The following is a 6,481-nucleotide window of genomic DNA, read 5'->3' on the forward strand; positions in this document are numbered from 1 at the left end:
GACCTACGACCTACCAGGCGCTGACCAACTTCCAGTACGAAGTCGCGCACAACGTCGATGTCTACGGCTTCCTTACCATGAGCCGCCGCGACGTCACCTCGAACGGTTATTACCGCGCCGCCGCCAATGCGCGCAATGTTCCTGCGATCTACCCGGACGGCTTTCTTCCGCAGATCGTCAACCACGTGAACGACACCACCGCGGTGCTCGGCGTGAAAGGCGTCACCGATGGCGGATGGCGATGGGATGCGTCCGGCAACTACGGCATCAACAACCTCGATTTCGACATCCAGAACAGCGTCAACACCAACCTCTACTACACGACCGGCTCGTCGCCCACGTATTTCAACGCGGGCACCTTCAAGAATTCGCAGGCGCTGGCGAACATCGACATTGGCAAGGATTTCGCCGTCGACTGGCTGAAGAATCCGCTGACGCTTGCCTTCGGCGCTGAGTACCGGAAGGAAAAATACGAAATCGACGCCGGCGACCCGACCTCGTATTTCTTCGACCCAAACACGTTCATTCCCGGCACGACCACGCCGTACGCCGGTGGATCGCAGGTGTTCCCAGGGCTGTCACCGGATGCAGCCGGCAGCTTTACCCGGCACAGCGAAGCGCTCTACGTCGATCTGGAAAACGACATCACGGACAAGTTCTCCGCAGGTGTCGCGGGCCGTTACGAGCACTATAGCGACGCCGGTTCCACACGCTCGGGCAAGATTTCCGGTCGATACCAGTTCACGCCGGAGTTCGCCCTTCGCGGCACCATCTCCAACGGCTTCCGTGCACCCTCGCTGGCCCAGCAGAACTATCAGTCGGTGGTTACCATCATCGATCCCACGACTGGCCAGCTGGCACAGACGGGTACGTACCGGACGTCGGATCCCGCAGCAATCGCACTCGGCGCCAAGGCACTGAAGCCGGAGAAGTCCGCGAACTACAGTCTTGGCGCCGTATGGCAGCCCTTGGCGGATTTCAGCGCCACACTCGACGTCTACCAGATCCGCATCTGGCACCAGATCCTGTACTCGGACACGATCAGCCTGACCGACCCGCTCCTCGCCGCGTACTTCAACAGCATCGTGCCAGGCCAGCAGGTCACTGCGATCCAGTACTTCGCCAACGCGGCAGCCACACGCACGCGCGGTGCGGACCTGGTGCTCAACTACCGAATCCCGACGACATCGTGGGGTGAGGTGAACCTGCTCGCCAGCGGCAACTACAACCAGGTGAAGGTGCTCTCGGTGAGTGCCACACCGGCGGTGCTCCAGGCGAACTCGACCGATCCCATCGAACTGTTCGGACGTTCGAGCCAGGGCATCCTGACCAAGGCCACGCCACGCACGAAGTTCCTGTTCGGCGCGGACTGGGCCCTCGCCGGCTTCACCGTCCACGGAGACCTGACACGTTACGGCTCGGTCACGCGGGTGAACACCGATCCGACCACGGACCAGGTGTTCTCGGCACGCTGGCTGTTGAACACCTCGCTGGGCTACGCCATCGACGCGTGGAACTTCACCGTGGGTGTCGACAACGTGACCAATCAGTACCCGAACCGGGTAAAGGCGAACAATACCGGCGAAGACTTCGCCAGCGGCCTGCAGTACTCGGCGCTGTCGCCGTTCGGTTTCAACGGGCGGTACATGTACGCGAAGGTGGGCTTTCGGTTCTGAGGGCGAGCCGCGCAGCGTCCGCTGCTCGTGTAGGAGCCGATTCATCGGCGAAGGGTGCTCGCGAGAGCATCGCCGATGAATCGGCTCCTACCGAGCAGAGGGCATCGCTGCGTTTACACCGCCTCGAAGTTGAGGTGGTTGCCGTCGGAGTCCACACGCACGGTCTGGCCGGGCGTGAACACGCCCTGCAGGATTCGCTGCGCCAGCGGGTTCTCCAGCTGTTGCTGGATCGCACGCTTAAGAGGACGCGCGCCGTAGACCGGATCGAAGCCTGCCGAACCAAGCAGATCCAGCGCCCGGTCGGTCACGTCGAGCCCGAGCTGGCGTTCGGCCAGTCGCTTACCGAGGTAGGCGAGCTGGATACGCGCGATGGACCGGATCTGCTTCTTGTCGAGTGGACGGAACACCACCAGGTCGTCGAGGCGATTGATGAACTCGGGACGGAAGTGCCCCTGCACGACGCCGAGCACCGAGGCCTTCATCTGCATGTAATCGGCTTCGCTGTCGCCGGCCTGCTCCTGGATCAGGTTCGACCCCAGGTTCGAGGTCATCACGATGACCGTGTTACGGAAGTCCACCGTGCGGCCCTGGCCGTCCGTGAGGCGGCCATCGTCGAGCACCTGCAGCAGGATGTTGAACACATCCGGATGCGCCTTCTCCACCTCGTCCAGGAGGATCACGCTGTACGGACGACGCCGAACGGCTTCGGTGAGGTAGCCACCTTCTTCATAACCGACATACCCGGGGGGTGCACCCACCAGACGGCTCACCGAGTGTTTCTCCATGAACTCGCTCATGTCGATGCGAATCATGGCGTCCTGCGTGTCGAAGAGGAAATCGGCCAGCGCCTTGCACAGCTCCGTCTTGCCGACGCCCGTCGGACCAAGGAACAGGAACGATCCGTACGGGCGGTTCGGATCGGACAAGCCCGCACGCGCACGGYGGATCGCATCCGATACGGCTTTCACTGCCTCTTCCTGGCCGACCACGCGCGAATGCAGCGCGCTCTCCATCTGCAACAGCTTCTCGCGCTCGCCTTCGAGCATTTTCGCCACGGGAATCCCGGTCCAGCGGGCGACCACCTCGGCGATCTCCTCGGCGGTCACGCGGTCCTGCAGCAGCGTGAAGTCCTGCTTTTCGGCTTGCTGGGCCGCGGCGAGCTGGGCCTCCAGCGCCGGCAGTCGGCCGTACTGGATTTCGCTCATGGCCGCATAGTCCTGGCGACGCTGGGCGGCTTCCAACTCGACGCGTGCGGCCTCGATCTGCTCCTTGACCTTGGTCGTGCCCTGGAGCATTGCCTTTTCCGACTTCCATACCTCGTTGAGGTCGGAGAACTCGCGGTCGAGTTTCTCGATATCGGATTCGAGGGTGGCGAGGCGTTGCCTCGACTCGTCGTCGTGCTCCTTCTTCAGCATCTCGCGCTGGATCTTGAGCTGGATGAGGCGGCGCTCGAGGCGGTCGAGTTCTTCCGGCTTGGAATCGATTTCCATGCGGATCCGCGAAGCAGCCTCGTCCATCAGGTCGATGGCCTTGTCCGGCAGCTGACGGTCGGGAATGTAGCGCGCGGAAAGCGTCGCTGCGGCAACGATCGCCGGATCGGTAATCTCCACACCATGGTGGACGGCGTAGCGCTCCTTCAGGCCACGCAGAATCGCGATGGTGTCCTCGACGCTCGGCTCGCCGACAAGGATCTTCTGGAATCGGCGCTCGAGCGCGGCGTCCTTCTCGACATACTTGCGATACTCGTCAAGCGTCGTTGCGCCGATGCAATGCAGCTCGCCGCGTGCGAGGGCGGGCTTCAGCATATTGCCCGCATCCATCGCACCATCGGCCTTGCCGGCGCCGACCATCGTGTGCAATTCGTCGATGAAGAGGATCACCCGACCTTCCTGCTTCGAGAGGTCGCTGAGCACGTTTTTCAGGCGCTCTTCGAACTCGCCGCGGAATTTCGCACCGGCAATGAGCGCGCCCATGTCGAGCGAGAGCACGCGCTTGTCGCGCAGGCCTTCGGGCACTTCGCCGTTGACGATGCGCTGGGCAAGGCCTTCGACGATGGCCGTCTTGCCCACGCCCGGCTCACCGATAAGCACGGGATTGTTCTTGGTGCGGCGCTGCAGGACCTGGATGGTCCGGCGGATTTCCTCGTCGCGGCCGATCACCGGATCGAGCTTACCGGCCTCGGCGCGCTCGGTCAGGTCGATCGTGTACTTCTCCAGCGCCTGGCGCTGCTCTTCGGCGTTCTCCGACTGCACTTTTTCACCGCCGCGCAGCTTGTCGATCGCCGCCTCAAGTCGCTCCTTCGTGGCGCCGGCCGCCTTCAGCGCACCACCGACCTCGCCGCGATCCTCCAGCAGGGCAAGCACGAACAGCTCGCTGGCGATGAACTGGTCGCCGCGCTGCTGGGCAAGCTTGTCGGTGAGGTTGAGCAGGCGATTGAGGTCGTTGCCGAGGTTGATATTGCCTTCCTCGCCCGCGACACGCGGCAGCCGGTCGAGGATCTCGCCCACGCGCTGGCGCAGGGACGGTACGTTGACCCCGGCCTGAGTCAGCAACGGCCCGGTCGAGCCGCCTTGCTGGTCGAGCAGCGCGGCCAGCACGTGTGCCGGCTCGAGCATATTGTTGTCGCGGCCGACGGCCAGCGACTGGGCGTCGGCCAGCGCTTGCTGGAATCGCGACGTAAGTTTGTCCATACGCATCGAAGGTTTCTCCCAAAGGTTCTGGCGCGCCCCGGGCCCTCCCCGCGACCGCCTCTGGCCAAACAGATGCGGGTGGGAGCGTGCTCCTTCAACGGTGAAGAGCAGGCGCAACAAGGCTTCCTCCGCTTTTTTCACACTACACCCTGCATCCTCGGGGAATCGCAGCCCCATGGAGCCAACGTGACAGCCAGCCGCGACACTCTGCCCCGCCCTGTTCCGGGCCTGATCGACGCCGAAACCGCCCTGTTCCTGGACGCGGACGGCACGCTGCTCGCCTTCGCCGATGATCCCGACGGTGTCGCCCTGGCCGAGGGTCTGCTGGACACCCTCGATGCGATCCACGCGGCACTGGGTGGTGCGATGGCGCTGGTCAGTGGACGGGCGATCAGCGGGCTGGACCAGATCTTCAACCGGCCGCGCTGGGCGGCCGCCGGTCAGCACGGTATGGAACGGCGCGACGCGACGGGCCGGGTGATCACGGTTCCTGTGGATCCGGCGGAACTGGCCCGACTACGCGAGACGGTCCACGCGGTCGCCACCGAAATGCCTGGCGTGCGGGTCGAGGACAAGAGCTGGTCGGTTGCCCTGCATTGCCGCGAACGCCCCGAGTACGAACCGGAACTGGCTCGCCGCGCGCCGATGATCGCCAAGCGCTTCCCCGGCTTCGAGCTACAACCTGGCAGCTATGTCTTCGAGTTCAAGCCGCGCGGCATGGACAAGGGCGTGGCAGTGGCCTCGTTTCTCGACGAAGCGCCGTTCCACGGTCGCCGCCCGGTCTATCTCGGTGACGACCTGACCGACGAGCACGCTTTTATCTTCGTCAACGCCCACGGCGGCGCTTCCGTTCGCATAGGCGCAAGAACACCGTCACAAGCGACGTTCACATTGTCTAGCCCGGCTGACGTTCATGCTTGGCTGGATTCCGTGAAAGCCAGGCTGTCGCAAGGAGCCACAAGCGCAACATGAGCCGACTAGTCGTCATTTCCAATCGCGTCGCGTTACCCAAGCAGACGCAGACCGGCGGACTGGCGTCCGCAATGAACGCGGCGCTGCAGGAAATGGGCGGCCTATGGTTCGGCTGGAGCGGCAACATCGCCGCCGAGACCGGCAAGGAACTGCATGAAGTGGCCGATGGCCATATCAGCTACGCCACCATCGACATGTCCAAGCAGGATCACGACGACTATTACAGTGGCTTCGCCAACCGCGCTCTCTGGCCACTCTTCCACTACCGCGCCGACCTTGTCGACTACCGTCGCGACCATCTTGAAGGCTATCTCCGGGTCAACCGGATCTTCGCCAAGCGCGTGGCGAAGCTGCTCAGGAAGGACGACATCATCTGGGTCCACGACTACCACCTGATTCCGCTGGCGGCGATGCTGCGCGAGCTGGGTGTCGAGAACCGGATCGGCTTCTTCCTGCATACCCCCCTGCCGGCGGCAGGCTTGCTGATCACCCTGCCAAGGCATCGCGAGCTGCTCGAGCCGCTGGCCTCGTACGATCTCGTCGGCCTGCACACCCAGCGCGATGTACGCGCCCTCGAGGACTACTTCCTGCACGAGCTGGGGGCGGCCATGCGCACGGGCGGCCGGATCCGCGCGGCCAACGGGCGCATCTTCCGCGCTGGCGTGTTCCCGATCAGCATCGACACGGCCGAGGCCGTCGAACTGGCCCACCGCGCGGAAGACAGTGGCGCCGTCGCCAAACTGAGGGCCAGCGTGGACGATCGCTCGCTGATCATCGGTGTGGACCGCCTGGATTATTCGAAAGGCCTGCCCGAACGATTCGAAGGCTTCGCACGCCTGCTTCGCGACCATAAGGAGATGCGCGGCCGCGTCTCGCTGCTGCAGATCGCCCCGCCGTCCCGCTCCGACGTACCCGAGTACCGCTCGTTGCGCCGCGAGCTGGAGCGCAGCGCCGGTCACATCAACGGACAGTACGCCGAGCCGGACTGGGTACCGATCCGCTACGTGAACAAGTCATTTGCCCACAAAGTGCTGGCAGGCTACTTCCGCGTCGCCAAGGTCGGCCTGGTGACGCCCCTGCGTGACGGCATGAACCTGGTCGCCAAGGAATATGTCGCCTGCCAGGACCCGCAGGACCCCGGCG

Annotated in this window: 4 protein-coding genes; 3 read left to right on the plus strand and 1 reads right to left on the minus strand. The window is 64.0% G+C overall.

Going from position 1 to position 6,481, the window contains the following annotated elements; translation table 11 throughout:
- A partial coding sequence (locus tag AC1DSN_RS16605; protein WP_477331749.1) for a TonB-dependent receptor domain-containing protein occupies window positions 1-1,676 on the plus strand: 1,676 nt, incomplete at its 5' end.
- A 113-nt stretch (window positions 1,677-1,789) separates the two neighbouring features.
- On the opposite strand, the gene clpB is transcribed toward AC1DSN_RS16605, so the two are convergent.
- Entirely contained in the window at window positions 1,790-4,372 is a 2,583-nt protein-coding gene (clpB, locus tag AC1DSN_RS16610; RefSeq protein ID WP_477331751.1) for an ATP-dependent chaperone ClpB, read from the minus strand.
- A gap of 180 nt (window positions 4,373-4,552) precedes the next feature.
- On the opposite strand from clpB, the gene otsB reads away from it, so the two are divergent.
- Both otsB and AC1DSN_RS16620 read left to right on the plus strand, forming a co-directional pair.
- Window positions 4,553-5,338, plus strand: a complete 786-nt coding sequence (otsB, locus tag AC1DSN_RS16615) for a trehalose-phosphatase (RefSeq protein ID WP_477294851.1) — start codon at window positions 4,553-4,555, stop codon at window positions 5,336-5,338.
- On the plus strand, window positions 5,335-6,481 hold a 1,147-nt coding region (locus tag AC1DSN_RS16620; RefSeq protein WP_477331753.1), incomplete at its 3' end, for an alpha,alpha-trehalose-phosphate synthase (UDP-forming). The genes otsB and AC1DSN_RS16620, both read left to right, overlap by 4 nt.

This window comes from Luteibacter sp. P4_D7_3 (assembly GCF_056401735.1).